This is a genomic window from Chryseobacterium sp. DT-167, from assembly GCF_058310155.1.
This window is the reverse complement of record NZ_JBZEEQ010000011.1, coordinates 128,095-145,537: the sequence shown is the minus strand read 5'-3', so window position 1 is coordinate 145,537 and position 17,443 is coordinate 128,095. Positions and strand designations below refer to the sequence as shown.

The 17,443-nt window shown below is 35.2% G+C and carries 17 protein-coding genes; 5 read left to right on the top strand and 12 right to left on the bottom strand.

The genetic code is table 11. The features are described 5' to 3' along the window. Window positions 1–127: 127 nt before the first annotated feature. Window positions 128–769, bottom strand: coding sequence for a hypothetical protein (locus tag AC4FQ5_RS15030; RefSeq protein WP_491144600.1), 642 nt, complete (start codon window positions 767–769; stop codon window positions 128–130). Between the two features lie 300 nt (window positions 770–1,069). On the opposite strand from AC4FQ5_RS15030, the gene deoD reads away from it, so the two are divergent. Further along, entirely contained in the window at window positions 1,070–1,780 is a 711-nt protein-coding gene (gene deoD / locus AC4FQ5_RS15025; RefSeq protein WP_491144598.1) for a purine-nucleoside phosphorylase, read from the top strand. A gap of 59 nt (window positions 1,781–1,839) precedes the next feature. On the opposite strand, the gene AC4FQ5_RS15020 is transcribed toward deoD, so the two are convergent. The 3 genes from AC4FQ5_RS15020 to AC4FQ5_RS15010 all read right to left on the bottom strand — a co-directional run bounded on the left by AC4FQ5_RS15020 (window position 1,840) and on the right by AC4FQ5_RS15010 (window position 3,715). Then, window positions 1,840–2,625, bottom strand: coding sequence for a TatD family hydrolase (locus tag AC4FQ5_RS15020; protein WP_491144596.1), 786 nt, complete (start codon window positions 2,623–2,625; stop codon window positions 1,840–1,842). Then, window positions 2,622–2,945: a hypothetical protein gene (locus AC4FQ5_RS15015; RefSeq protein WP_491144594.1), complete on the bottom strand. Its 324-nt coding sequence runs from the start codon at window positions 2,943–2,945 to the stop codon at window positions 2,622–2,624. The genes AC4FQ5_RS15020 and AC4FQ5_RS15015 overlap by 4 nt, the downstream gene beginning before the upstream one ends. A gap of 119 nt (window positions 2,946–3,064) precedes the next feature. Beyond that, complete coding sequence (locus AC4FQ5_RS15010) at window positions 3,065–3,715, bottom strand: tRNase toxin domain-containing protein (RefSeq protein WP_491144592.1); 651 nt, start codon at window positions 3,713–3,715, stop codon at window positions 3,065–3,067. A gap of 336 nt (window positions 3,716–4,051) precedes the next feature. Between AC4FQ5_RS15010 and AC4FQ5_RS15005 the strand changes: the two genes are divergently transcribed. Next, window positions 4,052–5,080 (top strand): LacI family DNA-binding transcriptional regulator, encoded by a 1,029-nt coding sequence (locus tag AC4FQ5_RS15005; RefSeq protein WP_491144591.1) that lies wholly within the window; start codon window positions 4,052–4,054, stop codon window positions 5,078–5,080. Between the two features lie 378 nt (window positions 5,081–5,458). Here AC4FQ5_RS15005 and AC4FQ5_RS15000 read toward each other — a convergent pair whose 3' ends face one another. Next, a complete protein-coding gene (locus AC4FQ5_RS15000; protein WP_491144589.1) occupies window positions 5,459–5,842 on the bottom strand; it encodes a helix-turn-helix domain-containing protein in 384 nt (127 codons plus the stop codon). Between the two features lie 176 nt (window positions 5,843–6,018). On the opposite strand from AC4FQ5_RS15000, the gene AC4FQ5_RS14995 reads away from it, so the two are divergent. The 3 genes from AC4FQ5_RS14995 (at window position 6,019) to AC4FQ5_RS14985 (ending at window position 7,756) form a co-directional block, all read left to right on the top strand. Then, window positions 6,019–6,288 carry a hypothetical protein gene (locus AC4FQ5_RS14995; protein ID WP_491144587.1) on the top strand — a complete coding sequence of 90 codons (270 nt, stop codon included), beginning with the start codon at window positions 6,019–6,021 and terminating at the stop codon, window positions 6,286–6,288. 58 nt (window positions 6,289–6,346) lie between these two features. Beyond that, complete coding sequence (locus AC4FQ5_RS14990) at window positions 6,347–7,105, top strand: GLPGLI family protein (protein WP_491144585.1); 759 nt, start codon at window positions 6,347–6,349, stop codon at window positions 7,103–7,105. Window positions 7,106–7,270: 165 nt separating this feature from the next. Next, window positions 7,271–7,756 (top strand): hypothetical protein, encoded by a 486-nt coding sequence (locus AC4FQ5_RS14985; RefSeq protein WP_491144660.1) that lies wholly within the window; start codon window positions 7,271–7,273, stop codon window positions 7,754–7,756. 557 nt (window positions 7,757–8,313) lie between these two features. Here the strand turns inward: AC4FQ5_RS14985 and AC4FQ5_RS14980 are convergent. The 7 genes from AC4FQ5_RS14980 to AC4FQ5_RS14950 form a co-directional block, all read right to left on the bottom strand. Further along, window positions 8,314–9,126: a hypothetical protein gene (locus AC4FQ5_RS14980; protein ID WP_491144583.1), complete on the bottom strand. Its 813-nt coding sequence runs from the start codon at window positions 9,124–9,126 to the stop codon at window positions 8,314–8,316. A gap of 81 nt (window positions 9,127–9,207) precedes the next feature. Continuing rightward, window positions 9,208–10,308, bottom strand: a complete 1,101-nt coding sequence (locus AC4FQ5_RS14975; RefSeq protein WP_491144581.1) for a PIN domain-containing protein — start codon at window positions 10,306–10,308, stop codon at window positions 9,208–9,210. Window positions 10,309–10,462: 154 nt separating this feature from the next. Then, window positions 10,463–12,076 (bottom strand): UxaA family hydrolase, encoded by a 1,614-nt coding sequence (locus AC4FQ5_RS14970; protein WP_491144579.1) that lies wholly within the window; start codon window positions 12,074–12,076, stop codon window positions 10,463–10,465. A 6-nt stretch (window positions 12,077–12,082) separates the two neighbouring features. Continuing rightward, window positions 12,083–13,546 (bottom strand): tagaturonate reductase, encoded by a 1,464-nt coding sequence (locus tag AC4FQ5_RS14965; RefSeq protein ID WP_491144577.1) that lies wholly within the window; start codon window positions 13,544–13,546, stop codon window positions 12,083–12,085. A 151-nt stretch (window positions 13,547–13,697) separates the two neighbouring features. Then, the gene (locus AC4FQ5_RS14960) at window positions 13,698–15,227 is read right to left on the bottom strand and encodes an MFS transporter (protein ID WP_491144575.1); all 1,530 of its coding nucleotides are present in this window, start codon (window positions 15,225–15,227) and stop codon (window positions 13,698–13,700) included. Window positions 15,228–15,238: 11 nt separating this feature from the next. Further along, window positions 15,239–15,898 (bottom strand): beta/alpha barrel domain-containing protein, encoded by a 660-nt coding sequence (locus tag AC4FQ5_RS14955; RefSeq protein ID WP_491144574.1) that lies wholly within the window; start codon window positions 15,896–15,898, stop codon window positions 15,239–15,241. A gap of 340 nt (window positions 15,899–16,238) precedes the next feature. Beyond that, window positions 16,239–17,246: a sugar kinase gene (locus tag AC4FQ5_RS14950; RefSeq protein ID WP_491144572.1), complete on the bottom strand. Its 1,008-nt coding sequence runs from the start codon at window positions 17,244–17,246 to the stop codon at window positions 16,239–16,241. Window positions 17,247–17,443: the final 197 nt, after the last annotated feature.

Genomic DNA, 17,443 nt, shown 5'->3' with positions numbered 1-17,443 from the left:
CAAAGAGCGCAGAGTTTTTTTACAGCTAACTGTTTTTAAGTTCGCAAATCAAAGATTCATCGATTCCTTTAAAATCAATAAATTGATTGAGATAAAGGCGTTTCACTAGCAAAGCAAACAAAGGTTTTTAATCATTAATTATTTTTAATTCTCTCCAAAAAACATCTTTATACATTCCAAATTCAGCGACCAGCAATTGATTGATGTATGGAATTTCCGCCAAAGAATAAGCTTTCTTTTCCACGATTCTTTCAAGATATAATTTTCGGTAGGTTTTGTCTTTTAATTCTTCTTCCCAGTTGATATTTTCCAAATTGAGATCAAATCCGATGGCACAATAATGAAATTGGGCTAAAATATTTTCCAGCATTTTGACCAAAGCATCTTCAGGATCAGCACTTTGTAAAACAGAAATAATCTGCGGTAAAAATCTCAACGATAAATCGGCTGATAATAGGGATGAAACATCTCTTTTTCCTTTAAATAATGGAATTAATTTATTTAAATCTTTCGCCGTATTTTCTCTTATTAAATGCAATTGTGCACTGTGATACACAACTTTTGCCGCCCATACAGCCGTTTCACGGTCACAACTGATCTGATCGGATAAAAATTCTAACCGCTCTTTTTCGAATTCGGATTCAAAATAATCTGCCGCATCCTGTTCTTCTTTTTTGGAGATCACATGAAGATCTGTGAAGATTGTAATGCATTCCTCTTTCCGAAGCAAAAATAAAGTGTCTAAAAATGGGGATTGGTTTTTCATCATCTAACAAAAATAAAATTATTTCTCTGAGTATAAAATTTTTACATGAATGATTGATCATTAAGTTATATCTTTTTAAAAATCTGAAAAATTGAGACTCTTTCGAAGGACAAATATTGTGATTATTTTGAAAGGCTGAAATGTTGTCGAATGTTCTAGCCCCGATTGCAGTGAAAATCCTTTTTTGAAAAAAAAGATTGCAACGGAAAGCGGGAAACAGCTCCAAAAATACATTTTGATTTAGATTAATCAAATGATTTGAAGACATTACATATTTATTATCTTTGCGATTCAAAAAAAATTATGAGTGTTCACATCAGTGCCAAAAAAGGAGAGATTGCCAAAGTAGTATTGCAACCCGGAGATCCGCTACGTGCAAAATATATCGCTGAAAATTTTCTTGAAAATGCTAAATTGGTAAGCCAGACCAGAGGCATTTTTTATTACACAGGCCTTTATAAAGGTAAAGAACTCACTGTCGGAGCAAGCGGAATGGGCTTCCCTAGCATAGGAATTTATTCTTTTGAACTGTTTACGGAATATGAGGTTGACACGATCATCAGAATTGGAACCTGTGGAGCTTATACAACGGATCTGAAAGTTTTTGATATTCTGAATGTGGAAAATGCAGCAAGTGAAAGTACCTACGCAAAATTCGCATGGGAAATTGAAGAAGATATCATTTCTCATCAGGGAAATATTTTTAATATCATCAATGAAACAGCAAAAGAAATGTCTTTAACGGCAAAAGCTACAAATATTCACAGCAGTGATATTTTCTACAGAAAAGATCCGAATATTCCGGCAATTGCTACAAAATATGATTGTCCGGCTGTAGAAATGGAAGCATTTGGATTATTTGCCAACGCAAAACATTTAGGAAAAAATGCGGCAACGATTCTTACCGTTTCTGACATTATTCCGACTCATGAAAATATTTCGGCAGATCAGAGAGAAAAGGCTTTGAAACCTATGATCGAACTGGCTTTGGAAGCTGCCTGGAAAAGCATTTAAGAAAATTAAATTTTAAATCGTATAAAAAAGAGCTTTACATTAATTTGTAGAGCTCTTTTTTATATTCTGAAAAAATTTCGGGCGACTTCTGTAGTTTCATCGGCTACTTCGGAAATGCTGATCTTCTTTAAACTCGCAATCGTTTGTGCAACGTAAGGTAAAAATGAAGGTTCGTTTCTGCGATTTTGCATTCGGGGCATATTTTTCGGAAGCATAAAAGGCGCATCGGTTTCAATCATCATTCTCTCGAGCGGAACGTATTTGATGACTTCTTCCAAATATTTAAATCTATTTTGATCACTAATTGCTCCTGTAAATCCTAAATAAAATCCTTTATCCAGATACGTTTTTGCTTCATCTAAAGTTCCTGTAAAACAGTGAACAACAGCTTTTGGGAGTTTTGATAAATATTCGTCTGTAATTTCATTAAATCTTTTAAAAGCTGATCTTTCATGGAGAAAAAGAGGTTTATTAATTTCGATTGCTAATTCCAGTTGAGCCCGATAACATTTTTCCTGAATGGGTCTGGGTGAAAAATCCCTGTCGAAATCCAATCCGCATTCTCCCATGGAAACGACGTGGTCTTGTTTTAATAATTTCCTTAATTCATTAATGCTTTCATTATTAAAAGATTTTGCATCATGAGGATGAATTCCTGCCGTTGAGAAGAGAACATCCTGATAATGCTCTGCAATTACAGCTGATTCTTTGCTTGCACGAACACTCGTTCCTGTGAGAATCATCCAGTGAACCCCGTTTGCGAGAGCAGTATTAATAATTTCATTGTGTTCATTATTAAATTGTTTATTGGTTAAATTGATACCAATGTCGATAAATGTGTTCATTTCTTTTTTGTTTTATCATTATTTATAAAAAAATATCTTTTTACATTTGCTCTGTTTACACAGTTTCTAAAAGATTTTTCTGAGTAAAAGCCTTTATACTCAGACATTGTTCCTCCATATGCTTCTTTTGTAATTTTAGCCCAGATTAATTTTCGTCTTTTCCTTCTTTTTTTGAAAAATCTGACAGTTTCTTTGAGCTGATCTTCAATTTCGAATTTCTCAGTTCTCCTCCATTTTTTATTGCCGTATTTCTTTAAGTATGGCGGAATTTTACCCCATTCAAAACATCTAAAAGTTCCTTTGTTGTAAATATTTTTCATGAGTTAATTTAAGAATGGTAATTACAGGATAAAGAAAAGTTCTCCGTTTGTTGTCAAAATTTTTGTCAATTGGGCAAAATTAAATGAGGGGTACGCAATCTTTTTACGTAGAAAAAAAATTATTCATTAATAAAAACTTCCAAAAAACCAATCAATTGATTTCCACCATGACTCCAGCGAATTCCATGACCCCCTTTTTCCCTGACTTCATAAACCAGCTCATGCTTGTAATGAAAAAAAACATTCCACCATGTTTTGTTGTTGAGAATGTAATTAATTTTTTCCATTACGATTTGCTGTTTCTGTTGGTTATTTCCCTTTACTTCACCCCAGAATTGATCTTCCATTCTTCCGACATGCTTTTCCCAGGCTCTTTGTGCGATGGTAATTTCATCATTAAAAGGTTTTTGGCAGGCTTCAAGCAGCACTTTTACGGATGGTGGAATTGCATTCTCGTCCCGTATACTTGCAGAAGTCATGCGCTGACCCAAAATATTTAGCCAGTGCTCAAAAGGAATTTCTTCGAGTTGCTTTGTTTTAACCTCATCAGAGTACTGACCTTCAAGAATATTACTAAATATATTGAAGCTTTCAGCACGATCGATGATAATCTCTTCGTTAAAAAAAGGCTGATCCCATTCTAAATTATTATCCTTAAATTTTTGAATATTTTCACTTAAATGACAGAGGTGCTCATCAGTCAGCATTAGATGATATTTTGCCCGCCACTCCCGGGAAAATAAAGGAATATATTTTTGGAATAAATTCATGGATGAAAGTTTTACTTTGAAATAATATTGTTGCTTGCGGTACAAAGATCGCTAAGATTTTTGAACTGTTATTTGTTTTTGTCAATCTGAGCAGGGCAAGGTGGCTTTGTCTCTATATTTTCTACAGTTTTTGTGATATTTAATATACCATTTCAGAAAACAGATTTACCATGAGCTTGTTAAGAAACATCATAAAAATTTACACAAATAATGTATTCATAGAAATATGATATAAAAACTCTTTTAAAATTAAGGTTGTCACGGTTTTGGTATTCATAATTTGATTAAATTTACGACTATATCCTGAAGGAGAATAAACATTAGTCCAGAATACCTATGACAAAAAAAAATGCCACGATTTATGATATTTCAAAGAAGCTGAACGTAAGTGTGGCAACTGTTTCCAGAGCATTGAATGATAACCCGAGAATAAGCCAGGCTACCAAAGATCTGGTAATGAAAACGGCGAAGGAAATGAACTACAAGCAGAATAATCTCGCCAAAGCATTAAAAAGCGGTGAAACCAAAAATGTGGGTATCATTGTTCCTTTTGTAAATACCAATTTCTTTTCATCTGTCATCCGAGGGATTGAAGAAGAACTTTCTCCTCACGGCTATCATGTGATTATCTGCCAAAGCCATGAAGATGTTTTGATCGAAAAAAAACACCTCAATACGTTACTGAATGCTCAGGTTGACGGAATTTTTATGTCGGTTTCCCGAACTACTGTTGATACGGCACATATTGAGCATATCTTAAATACGACCAACACGCCCATCATATTTTTTGACAGGAAAAAAGACATTCCCGGAATAAGTACCGTGACCATTGATGATTACAGAGCCGGCTACATGGCAACCGAACATTTGATTGATGAAGGATATAAAAACATATGTCATTTTTCCGGAGATCAGAATCTTGAGATCTACCAGAACCGTCTGAATGGTTATAAGCAAGCTTTAATTGATCATCAGTTTCAGGTAAAAGAAGAAAATATCATCTCTACCGGAAGCTCGATTGATGCAGGAATTGAAGCCATTAAAACGTTGTGGGACAGAAAATCTATTCCTGATGCTATATTTTCAGCCAGTGATTTTGCGGCGTTGGGAGCCTGCCAGGAATTGAAAAAACGTAAGATTAAAATTCCTCAGGAAGTTGCAGTGATTGGTTTCTCAAACGAACCTTTTACTCAGTTTATGGAGCTTCCGATGAGCTCGATGGATCAGACTCCTCTGATTATGGGAAATATGGCAGGACAGGTTTTTCTGGATAACATTAAAGATAATTCTTCCGGAGTTTCTATTGAAAAGAAGGTCGTGCTTGCACCAAAGATTTGTGTGAGGAAGTCTTCGAAGAGGAAGTGATTTTTTAATGCTTTTTATAATCAGCTATATAGAATCTTTACCATTACGTATAACCGCATCTTTGTCATTCCGCAGAAATCTCAACGATTTAAACCACTTTGCTTAGATTCCTCCGGAATGACAAACTAAGTTTAATTACAACATCCTACATCACTTTCAAAGACGAAAGAGAATATTATTATTTTATTTTTTTTACTTAATTTTTATCATTGTTATGCCGCATTTTTGTCATTCCGTAGGAATCTCAACAGTGCTTTTTCCGAGTATGATTTAGATTTCCGCAGGAATCTAAACACTGTCCATCATACTATGTTGAGATTTCTGCGGAATGACAAATGAGTCGTTGATTTTAAAGGGACAATTAGAAGCGAATAATGATTAATTCTTTAATAGTCTTTCGATTAGTTTAGTCTGCATTTCAATCAGCTGATTCATTTGTTCCTGATTTTTAACTAAGTTTTCCAAAAAGTTTTCACCTATTGTATTATTAATGGTAATTGTGCTAGAAGAATTTCCAACAGCAGAATTATTATTTGTCTCAATATCATTAATTACGGTATCTCCTTCTAAAAAGTATTGTGGTTCTATTTTAAAAAAATCAGAGACTTTCTGCATAAAAAGAAAGTCTATTTTTTCAATAGTTCCATTTTCTATTTTACTGAGATAGCTTTGCGAAATATCAAGCTGATGCGCCATATCTTCCTGGGAAATATCTTTTTGCTCTCTTAATTTTTTTATTTTAAACCCAATCGTATTACTCATAATTATAATAATTGAATCGTAAAGATAATCTTTTTACAGGAAAATTTTTATTCCAAATGGAATGACATTTTATTCCATTTGGAATTGTTGGGTAGGGATGTAGATATTATTTTTGGGGGAAGTTTTCGCGAAATACTTTTAAATCAAAAAAAATATTAATTTTAAATTTTTAAACTATGAAAAAATTATTGTTAGTAACAATGATCGCAGTTGCTGGAGTTGCAAGTGCAAAAGACAATGAAAAGGTAAAAAATGACAAAAAGACTAAAAAAGTTGAACAAAAAGCACCTTTTCAACAGTGTGGTGTTACCATTACCTATTATTCAGGAGGTAAAGTTACAGGTATAAAGACTGTATACTCAGATCAACCAACTTTAGAAGCATGTCAAAATTGGCAAACAGGAGTTAAAGTGGCATTATGGGCACAAGGATTTATTCTTTCCTAAATGTTATAATTAAGTTTAATACCCTTTCAGTGTAACTGGAAGGGTTAATTACATAATCATGAAAAAAATTGTTTTATTATTTTTATTTTTTGTTTCTGTATTTCATTTCTCACAGCAGATTCATGTAAAATATTTAAAAGTTTTGTCTGCATTTGCAACCTCGCATGAAGATCTTTATATAAAAGATGGTCAGACAATATCAATTCACGACTCTATTATTATCAATAATAATTTACATGGACAATGGGAAATGGCTATCAATATTGATAATGGAAGAAAGCCTTCTAAGCAATATTTTGTATCTGATCTCAATAACGAAACTGAAAGAAATTTCTTTTTTACAGCTAATGTAGATACTAAAGATTTTTTTATTTATGATCACGTTCCGAAACCAAACTGGAAGATAGAAAATGATCAAACGAAAACTATTGCAGGATATAAGTGTATAAAAGCCATCGGAACTTTTAGAGGATCAAAAGTTATTGCCTATTTCACTAAAGATTTACCTTACTCAGCAGGTCCTTTTAAATTCTACGGTTTACCAGGATTGATCTTAGATATAAGAACCGAAAGTAACGATAGTGAAATTTGGAAAGCAGAATCGGTTGTTGTAGATGACAAAACAAAAATTGACTTCAAACCAAAATTTCTTAAAAGAGAGAAAGTAAGTGTAAAAGAATATGTGGAAGCAAAAGAAGCTCACATGAACAAAATTTTCGCAAAAACCGACGATATTTTATTAAAATCTGCACCCAATGTGAAGATTGAAACCAAACAAAGATTTACGGTTGAACAGAAATACGAGTGGGAAGAATAACATGTTAATTAATTTTGTTTCATCATTCATCGCTTTACGTTAAAAAAATCCTTAAAATTTAATATAATTTTCTTTTTTGTTTTTATTTTTTTCTATCTTCGTTTTGCTTTTATATTAAAAATATGAGATTTTACTCATAATATATTAACCTTAAAAAACAAAATGATGGGATTAACAAATTTGAACTCCACCCATTTGAGCAGTGCAAAGATCACTGCAGCACAGGATGCCATCGCGGCATTGGAAACTGCTCTTACAGAAATTACAGTCAACCTTTCAGCTGAAGACCGTAAACGTTATGGAAGCATCAACGAGCAAAACAAACTCTTTGTGAACAAAGTCTACGACTACAATCACAGCCAATCTAACCTGAGCTCTCCGGAAGTAGACTGGGAAGAATTTGACAAAGATCACAGCTCCCGAAACAATATGGAAGCCATGATCAGCAGACTCGAAAGCATCATCACAAGATTGAATAATGCCAAAACACTTCACGATTACGACAACTATCAGTCGGCATTGGTCGATTATTCTTTCACAACTTACAAAGCGGGAACGTCAGCACCGGGATTTGAAGACAAGTACAAAGATCTGAAACAGTTTTTTGTAAAAAATTCAACCGCTACGGCTCCACCCGAGGAAAAAAAGTAAAACAGCAACAACCAGCCACCCCTCCCATTGAAACGGAGGGGTATTTTATGCTTCCAAACCGTCTTTTAATATATTCGATACGTTATTGAATACTCGGGAGAGGCTTTTTACTCCTTCCGATACATCTCGGATAGCTTCGGAGACGTCTTTCAGCTATCCGGAGACGTTATTTAATGGTCGGGAGCGGTTGTTGACTTCTCTAGATACGTTCAGTATAGGTCGGGAGTGGTCTTTTACCTGTCCGGACATATGTTTTACCTGTCGGGATAGGTCTTATAACGTGTCTGGATGTATCAATCACCCCATCGGAGGCATTAGTAACCTCGCCGGACTTCTGATGAACGTATCGGAATAGGTTGTACAACGTATCGGAACCTTTACAGAACGTATCTGGACTTCTTCGGAACGTGTTCGGATAGGTTTTGGATGTGTCGGTTGGGGTTGGGGACGTGGAATTTGGGGTCTGGAATGTGAAATTAGAATTTTTTTCTCTGGTTTGAGAATCTTGAATGAATAGGCACGAGCGGGACGCTTGCGACAGCGTGGGGATAATCCATTCAAAAATTATGGTCATAAGGAGTATGGCGTAGATTTTTGGGATGTTCTTTAGCGATTTCAGTTAATTCTTTCTCATAATTAATAAAAAATTCACTACATTGAAATTTCAATTTCTCGACAAAATTCACAATTTCATTTGATGTTACCACTGTTATTACACTCATTCCATTTTCTTCAAAAGATTTATTGGACAAAAAGTTTGAGATATTTTTTTGCTCAATCTCAATTTCATTGTCATAATTTAAGTGTGATTCATATAATTCTCCATCTACAGCTATTATTGGAATATAAATGTTACAAAATTTTTTGTTCGACAAGTTCGATTGATTAACAAGGTATTCTATAGCTTTTAAGACACTTTGACTGGCAGCATAAGAACTATCATTTTTATCTGAAAAAGCAGTAACAACATTGTAACCATAATCAGAGATGTTAGGAAATATTAATGGAGATTGATAATTTTTATTTTTATTTATTTTTTGCAAAAGTTGTAATGCATTTCTACTACCAAAAGTTAAAATTCGTTCCTTTTGAATTTTGTATGATGAAGATTTCTTTAGAACTATCCAGGGCTTACCTGTTATTTTTTTGCATTCTATTACGAATGTAATGTTAAACCAAACATCCTCTACCACTTTAGTTATAAATGCAATAATATCCGTCTCTCTATATTTATCTGTCTCTGAATCCCGAAATAATACAGATTGGCCAATCTGAAATCCCGATTCATTAAACGCTTTAGCTACTTTCATTTCAAAAGGAAAACCTCCCTTATTAAGCCACTCTTTAATATTATTAATCTTCCCGCTCATTTATTTTTTATATCAATCTATGAAATTAATATTCTAACCAGCATCTTCAAAATTAAAATATGATGATGAGGCAATTGAATCTTATTTTAATTTAAAACTTTTTAAATCGTAATTAATAATCTTTTGGTCTTTCAATGTTAATACATAGTCAACTTCAAATAATTCCTCTTGTCCTTTAAAATCACTCTCCAATTCGTAACTTAATCTGGGAACGAACTGAGAATCAAATTCAAAATCTTCAGTAGAAGGATTATAAGTATAACTATGCTCATATTCTGAATAATCATTCTCAATTTCTCTTTCTATTTCTACTAGAAATTCTTGTAATACAGTAAATTTTATATTCAGTAATATTGTTCTATCTTCCTTTTCATAAACAAAATATTTTTCCTTTGAAAATTCTATAAACTCTGATCTATCGATATATCCTGTAGCTTTTTCATTATAGTCTAACGAAACTGTTTCAACAATTCCTTCCTCAAATGTAGAAAGACCATCCCAAAATAAACTTTGCAAAATATTTATATCAACATTTTCATTTATCCAATCATCATTAATAAATTCAATTATTGATGAATGCTGCTCACTAAAATTCGAAATATTTCTATAAAATAATATTTCTACCTCTTCACTTTTAGCTTCTTGTATTAAATCTTTGTCTAAAGAAAATTTATCTGTTCCACAAAAATCAGATGCATTATCTGATATTAGAATCACTTTTTTCTCATCTGTTGCTTTGGCATAATCTAAAGTTGACAACCACAGAATTCCATCTCTAAATTGTTGTCCGTCTGCACCAAGAGGCTTCTTTTTTAAAATAGCTCTATCAACTAGCTCGGGTAAAAAACTATTTTGGAATTCTAAAATATTATCTTCTTGTATTTTTAGTTTATGTTTTAAAAAAATTATATAATTTTCAACTTCTTTTTCTACATCAATATCTGCAATAGGTTCGATTTTAGTTTCAACTAGTGTTGATTCTAATTTTTTTATTCTAGTTTCTATTTCAGTAATTTTTTCAATAAGGATATTTCTATATAAATTAGAAATTTCCTTTATCACAAGTGTCGACAATATAATTTTTGATCTAGTTTTAGTAACATAATCAATAAGAATTTCAAAATCCTTACTTTTAAGTTTTATATCTTTTCTTAAGATATTTGTATCAATAATAATATCCATTTACTTTTATCTTATTATTTTATAAATATACAAAGTTTGCTATTTAAGAATATATTTATTTTAATAATTAATCACTTTTATAAGAAAAAAAAGAAAATGCTCCCTACCGAAGCAAGAAGCATTTTCAACCCTAATATTTAATATAATTAACCCATTACAGAGAGACTCCGCGTCTCCATGGAATGAAATCATTCTGATTAAGAACGTCCGCTTTGGTTTTTACTTCGCCGCTGGCTACGTTGATGATGAGTTCCAGAAGTTCGTCTGCTGCTTCGGGAATTGTTTTTTCTCCGCTGATCACGGTACCTGCATTGAAATCAATAATGTCTGACATCTTTTCTGCCAAAACCGTGTTGGAAGAAATCTTCACAACCGGCGTAATAGGATTTCCCATCGGAGTTCCAAGACCGGTAGTGAAAAGTACTACTGTTGCACCTGAACCAACTAAAGCCGTTGTACATTCGGCATCATTTCCTGGAGTACAAAGAAGATTCAGACCTGGTTTTGTGGCGTATTCTGTAAAATCTAGAACGTCTACAATCGGGGCAGCGCCGCCTTTTTTAGATGCTCCTGCAGATTTCATGGCATCGGTAATTAAACCGTCTTTGATGTTTCCGGGAGACGGATTCATATCAAATCCTGATCCTGCCGCAACCACAGAGGCTTCAAAATCTTTCATCAGTTTCAGGAACTTTACACCGTCTTCATCGTTGATGCAACGGTTGACCAACTCCTGCTCTACACCACACAATTCCGGGAACTCGGCCAACATGGTTGTTCCGCCAACTGCCGCCATAATATCGGAAACTTCGCCTAAAACTGGGTTGGCAGAAATTCCTGAGAAACCATCTGAGCCACCACATTCCAAACCAATGTTCAGTTTGGTAATGGACGCTGGTTTTCTCTCTATTTCGTTGGCTTTTTTGATACCTTCGTATGAATCTTTAATAACACCGGTCAGCATTTCATCGATGGTACCCGATTTTTGCTGTTCGTAAACGACAATTGGTTTTTTATTATTGGGAGCCAATGCGTGCAATGAATCCATGAAAATCTGTACCTGAAGATTCTGACACCCTAAGCTGAGAACCGTAGCTCCGGCAACATTCGGGTTGTTGACGTATCCTGCGAACAGTCTTCCCAACGCTTCAGCGTCCTGACGGATTCCGCCACACCCGCCTTGGTGCGTGATGAATCTTGCATCGATATTTTTGAATATTCTTGTATCCGGTTCTTCTTCTTCCACCTCAACAGTTGCGCCACCATTCAATAAAGAACGCAGTAATAACTGATGTTTGCTCGCTTTATCATGAAGCAATTCTTTTTCAAAAATATCCTTCAGCGTTTCGATATTCTTGTTTTCGCAGAATACCAACGGGAAGAACAACCAAACGTTTTCTGTTCCTACTTGTCCGTCTTCACGGTGATAGCCCATAAAAGTACGGTCTTTCCACTTGTCAACATTGGGTGGAGTCCAGCCCAAAGTATCGGTTTTGCCGACCACTTTTGCACTCTGGTGCTTTACGTTTTCGGTAGTAATCACTTCGCCCTGTCTGATGGATTGGTTGGCTTTCCCAACGATTACGCCATACATGATGATATGGTCACCATCCTCAAAATCTACGGCAGCGAATTTATGTTTTGCTTTAATATCTTTAAGAATCGTATAATCTGTACCGTCTAAGTGCACCGATTCTCCGGCAGGCAAATCCATCAACGCTACAATGACGTTGTCTTTGGGATTTACTTTCAGTACTTTCTTTTGCATGATTGTTTAAGAATAAAATTGAATAAAATTTTTGTAGGCAGTTTCCATATCATTGTGATCGATTTCGTACAATGCTTTTGCTACTGCGGCTTTCAGACCCTCTACGTGTGTAAGGTCGGTATCCCAGAACAGTTTTTCGCTTAATGCCTGTTCTGAAACTACTTTATAATCTTCGCTTTTCCAGATTTCTTTGAATCTGTTCACGATGGCTTCTTCGTCATTCAACGGAAGAGATTTTTCACCAAAACTTCCCTGATAGAATCTGATTAAACTTGCCAGAGAGAATGTTAAATTCAACGGAAGCTTGTTATTTCTTTCAACATAAGTCAGCAAACTTGGAACGACTCTCACTTTAAATTTAGAAACAAAATATAAAGCAATGCTTGCCAAATGATGCTTGATGAAAGGATTTCTGAATCGGTCGAAAACTTCTTCCGCAAATTCCTTCAGTTCAGTTTCGTCTAAACCTAAAGTCTGATTGACTTCATTAAAAATAGAATCGCTTAAAAATGTTCCGATAAACTGGTCATCGATGGCTTCTTTTACGATTTCTTTTCCTGCTAAAATGGCCGGAGCCAACATCAATGTATGTCCGCCATTCAGAATTCTAACTTTTCTCAAACGGTATGGCTGGATATCATCCACCACCAAAATCTGTTCGTTGATTTTATCAAATGGAATTCTCTGCTTTAAATCTTCCCCTCCCTGAATCACCCATAAAAGGAATGTTTCAGAAACTACCATCATCGGATCTTCATAATCCAACTGGTCTTCATAAGTCAAAGCATCATCTTTTGGATAACCCGGAACAATCCTGTCTACCAACGTGTTATGAAAGTAATTACTTTGTTCAATCCATTGCACAAAATCTTCTTCTAAATTCCAAAGTTTTGCATATTTTAAAATAATACCTTTTAAAACAAAAGCATTATCTTCAATCAGTTCACAAGGAATAATTCTTAACCCTTTATCTGCTGCTCCGTTGAAATGCTTGTATCTTTCATGAAGTAAAACTGCAACTTTCGCAGGGAAATTTTTGTGCGGACCTTCGTAGGTATTTTCAGTTTCGTCGTATGTAATTCCTGTTTCAGTTGTATTTGAAAATACAAATTCAAGTTCTTCTTCTTTTGCCAAATCTAAAAAACTGCTGTAATCTGTATAGGGATTGATCGATTTCTGAATGGCAGAAATCACGCATTTCTCATCGATGATTTCTCCTTTTTTGATTCCTCTTGAAAATAAAGTGTACAAATTTCCCTGTTCTTCAAGTTTATGAACTGAACCGTTTGGTGTAGGCTGTATGTTGACAATTCCTGCATTGAAACCTGCTTCTTTATTTAATTTATCAATCACATAATCTGTAAATCCGCGCATGAAGTTTCCTCCCCCGAACTGTACGATTTTGATTGGTAATTTTGTATCTATACCGCTGTTTTGGCGGTTTAATTTCTGTTTTGTCTGATTTTCCATCTTCTTGTTGATGATTTTTTTAACGCAAAGTCCGCAAATGTTTTTTGGACAAAATGCTGTATATTTTTAAGTTCGCAAAGGCGTTTGACTACGTCTAATCTTCGATTTCACTTAAAAAAGAACTCAAAGTTTATTCTTTTTAAATTGTAATTTATTTACTAATCACTTTATACTTAGGAACCAATGATTTCATTACGACCCATGCAATAAGATAAGCGACTGCACAGATTGAGAAAATGATCATATATCCTTTGTCAATTCCGTCTGAAACGACTGCTCCGGACTTTTCTAACTGCTCAAAGAAACCATCCGGCAAACGGTCATTGATATACTGAGGATATTTTTCCAGTAAAGGAACTCCGTCTACTGTTGACCATGCTTTGTGAGCGTGATCAAATAAAACTCCTGAAGATTTATTAATGATAAATGATCCGATTCCTCCTGCCATTCCGCCAATTCCTGTGATGGTTGCAATTGCCTTTTTCGGAAACATATCGCCAACTGTTGAGAAGATGTTTGCAGACCAAGCCTGGTGCGCCGCTCCTGCAACCCCAATAATTAAAACCGGAAGCCAATACGTAATCGTACCTAATGGTTGTGCTAATAATGCCAGTAAAGGGAAAAATGCGAAAATCAACATCGCTTTCATTCTTCCTGTGTAAGCGTTCATTCCTAATTTTTCAACAAAATATTTTGGAAGCCATCCACCGATAATCGACAGCAAAGTAATCATGTACAATACGAATAATGGCAGTGCACTCTGAGTGGAATCCATTCCGTAAACCGAACTTAAATAAGCCGGAGTCCAGAATAAAAAGAACCACCAAACACCGTCTGTCATGAACTTTCCGAAGGCAAAAGCCCAAGTCTGTCTGTAGCTGAAACATTCTCTGAACGTAAATACTTTTTCCGGAACTGAAGTGTCTTCATTCGGAAGATCGTCCTGATCCTGATTGATATAATTTAATTCATGTTCATTAACTCTCTTGTGTAAATGAGGCTTTTTGTACACAAATACCCAAAGTCCCATCCAAACAAATCCTAATGCACCAATGATGATAAACGCCCATTCCCAACCCATTGATTTTGCAATGAAAGGAATAGTTAATGGTGCTGCTAATGCTCCAACTGTAGCTCCTGCATTCCAGATGCTGGTAGATAAAGCACGGTCTTTTTTGGGGAAATATTCTGCCGTAGTTTTGATCGCTGCGGGGAAATTTCCAGCTTCACCAATCGCCAATACGAAACGTGCAAAAATGAATAAAGTTACACTTGTACTGATGATTGCAGAAGTGTTGGAAACTGTTGCAATCAACTCTTTAGAACCATTAAAACCAGCTGTCCAGTTTCCGGTAAGGACTCCTGAAGTGGCGATTCCACAGAATGCATGTAAAACTGCACCGATTGACCAAACTCCGATTGCCCATAGGAAGCCTTTTTTGGTATCCATGAAATCCACGAACTTTCCTGCGAAAAGCATTCCTACTGCATAAAATATAGAGAATAATGCCGTGATATTTCCGTAATCGTTGTTATTCCAGTGAAATTCCGGTGCGATAAAATCTTTCCACGTCAAAGATAAAACCTGACGATCCAGATAATTGATCGTGGTGGCGAGAAATAAAAGAAGACAAATCGTCCACCTGTATTGTGTCGGCTTAATAGATTTAACTGAACTCATAGTCAATGTATTTATTTTAAAGTCTGAATGATATCCAGCACTTTTTTGGTTTCAATTTCTATTGTCGCATAGTCTTTCGCAAGCATCAATTCTTTGCTTACCAGCTTGCTTCCCATTCCTACTGCAGAAACTCCGGCTTTGAACCAGCTTTCGATGCTTTCCTTCGTGGTATCAACACCTCCGGTCGGCATAAATTTCAGATTTGGGAAAACATCTTTGATAGCACTCATAAATCCTGGTCCTAAAGCATTTCCTGGGAATAATTTAATGAAAGTTACGCCTGCTGTTTCAGCTGCAATGATTTCTGTCGGAGTCATACAACCCGGACTGTACAACAAGTCTTTCGGAATTAAAAATGTGGCAACTTCCTGTACAAACCCCGGACTGATGAAAAAATCTGCACCTGCTTTGTAATACTGTTCAGCTTGTTTTACATTTTTGATAGTTCCGATTCCCAAAAGCATTTCAGGCATTTCTGCATTACGAACTTCTACCATTTTTGTGAAATTGCTCAACGCTGCTTCTCCACGGCTGGTATATTCTACTGCACGGATTCCTGCTTTGTAAAGCGATCTCAATATTTCTAAAGTTACCATTTCATCAGCATTATAATACAGAGGCAAAGCGCCCTGATTGATGATGGTGTTTGTAACCAATTGAATTTTTGTCATTTTTTTAATTATTTTATTTGAAAATAATCTTTGATGGGGTTTTATCCATCCTTTGGTATGCTGTCCCGTTGGGGACTTTGTTAAAACTTGATTTTCTTCTACTAATTTAGGTTAAGAAGAAATATTTTATTTGATAGGGTTTTATCCTATCCTTTGCTAAATCGTCCCTTTGGGACTTCAATGCTATTTTTTGAACACAGAGTTCACAAAGATTTTTTCCGGTTAACTGCTTTTAGTTTCACAAAGCCGCTTCGCTTATAAAAGACAATTAAAATTTTAATTGATATCCATTTTTATTTTGAAGAACTCCTTGAGCCAATCGCCAGAAGCCAAAAGCCAACTACCTTTTGATTCTTCCTCCGGAATTTCCTGCCATTACTTCAAGAATATCTTCTGCGCTGCAATAATTGATATCTCCTAAAATCGTGTGCTTTATCGCACAGGCTGCGTTGGCGAATTTCAATGCTTTTTCATCATCGAAATTTAGTAAACCATAAATCAAACCTGCGGCAAAGGCATCTCCCGTTCCGATTCTGTCGACTACGTTGTCTATTTCTAAAAATTTGGTTTCAAAATAATTTCCGTTAATCAAAGCTCTTCCCTGCGTTTGCTGAGAACTTGCGGTAACCCCGATTCTTATTTTGTCGAAAATTTTATGAATTGATGGACATTGTTTTTTTAATTCTTCACAAGCTTCCATGAAACCTTGCTGATCTGATGAAAACTGAGTTCCCAGAATTTCATTAATTTCATTGACTCCACCGATGAAAATCGTTGAGTAAGAAACCAATTCTTTTAAAACCTCGTTTCCGTTTTTGCCATATTTCCAAAGATTGGAACGGTAAGCCGGATCCGTTGTTACTTCAATTCCCATTTCACGGGCGGTCAATAAACCTTCTTTTAAAGTTTCATAAGCGCCTTCAGAAATTCCGGGGCTGATGCCTGTCCAGTGGAAATAGTCGCAATTTTCGAGAGCTTTTTTCCAGTCGATCTGTTCGGGTTTGATATTGGCAAAAGAACCGTTCAGTCTGTTGTAAGCAATTCTGCTCGCACGAACCGATGCACCTACTTCAAGGAAATATAAACCTAAAGGGTGCTCATTTTTATTGATGAAAGTCGTGTCGATCCCGAAACTTTTGATGAAAGACAATGCAGATTCTCCCACAAAATCGTCAGAAACATTACTGATATGCGTCACATCGCAACCCATTGTTGCCAATGAAGAAGCTACGTTGAGCTCAGTTCCGCCAAAGAAAAATTCCATTTCGTGGCTTTGTCTCATCGTTTTGTTTCCGGGAGGTGAAAGCCTCATAATTACTTCACCGAATGTGACTATTTTATTGTTCATTTTCTTAATTTAAATAGATTTTATTCTATTTTTAATTTTGATATTTCTTTTTGGAAGCACAAAGGCTTTTAATTTTAATATTTTTTAAGACGTAAAACACTTCGACAAGCTCAGTGTGACATTCCTAATACTAACCGCTAGTTTCAACGCTGTCATGCTGAGCTTGTCGAAGCATTTCGCGATTTCCAATTTTAATT